A 1,067-nucleotide genomic window follows, 5' to 3' on the forward strand; every position below is an offset into this window, starting at 1 on the left:
CGTCTGAGCGTGCGGCAGATCGAGCGGCTCGTCTTGCGTTATCGTGCGGACGGTGCGCGTGGTCTGGTGTCCGGCAAGCGCGCTCGCACGAGTAATCACCGGTTGCCGGACGGCGTGGCGCAGCGTGCGCTCGCGCTGATCTGCGAGCGTTACGCCGATTTTGGTCCGACGCTGGCGTGTGAGAAGCTGCGGGAATGCCACGGCATTGCGCTGGCCGTCGAGACGATTCGTTCTCTGATGACGGCAGCGGGTCTTTGGGTGCCTCGCCGCCAACGCCCGCCGCGGATTCACCAGCCGCGCAACCGCCGCGCGTGTCTGGGCGAACTGATCCAGATCGATGGTAGCGATCACCGCTGGTTCGAGGAGCGGGCGCCGGCATGCACGCTGCTGGTATTCATTGACGATGCGACGGGTCGGCTGATGGCGCTGCATTTCACGGCCACCGAGTCGACCTTCAGCTATTTCGAGGCGCTGTCGAAGTATCTGCAAGCGCATGGCAAGCCGATGGCGTTCTACAGCGACAAAGCTAGCGTCTTCTACGTCAAGAACCGCTCGCAGACCGCTGGTAAAGGCGTGACGCAGTTCGGCCGAGCCTTGTACGAACTGAACATTGAGGCGTTCTGCGCGAATTCGAGTCAGGCCAAAGGGCGTGTCGAGCGCGCCAACCTGACCCTGCAGGACCGGCTCGTCAAGGAGTTGCGCTTGCGCGGGATCAGCACCTGGGAGGCGGCCAACGCTTATGCGCCCTCCTTCATCGCCGATTTCAATCAGCGCTTTGGCAAGACGCCGCGTAGCGACCATGATGCCCATCGGCCTCTGCGCGCCGACGACGATTTGACACAACTGCTGGCCTATCGCGTCTGGCGCAAGGTCACGCACGCGCTGACGGTGCAATATGACCGGGTGATGTATCTGCTGGAAGACACGCCCGCCAATCGCCTCTTGATTCACCAGCAAGTCGAGGTGGTCGAATACCCGAATGGCTGCGTCGAGGTGCAGGCGGGCGGCGAGGTGCTTTGCTGCGGCAAGTACGACCGTATTGCGCGGATTGATCAGGGCGCTGAAGT

1 protein-coding gene is annotated in these 1,067 nt (G+C 62.8%); it reads left to right on the plus strand.

Going from position 1 to position 1,067, the window contains the following annotated elements:
* Positions 1–1,067, plus strand: a 1,067-nt coding sequence (locus NCT03_RS33600) for an ISNCY family transposase (protein WP_250495509.1), incomplete at both ends; no start/stop codon positions are given.

The organism is Caballeronia sp. GAWG1-1 (assembly GCF_023631465.1).
GTDB lineage: Bacteria > Pseudomonadota > Gammaproteobacteria > Burkholderiales > Burkholderiaceae > Caballeronia.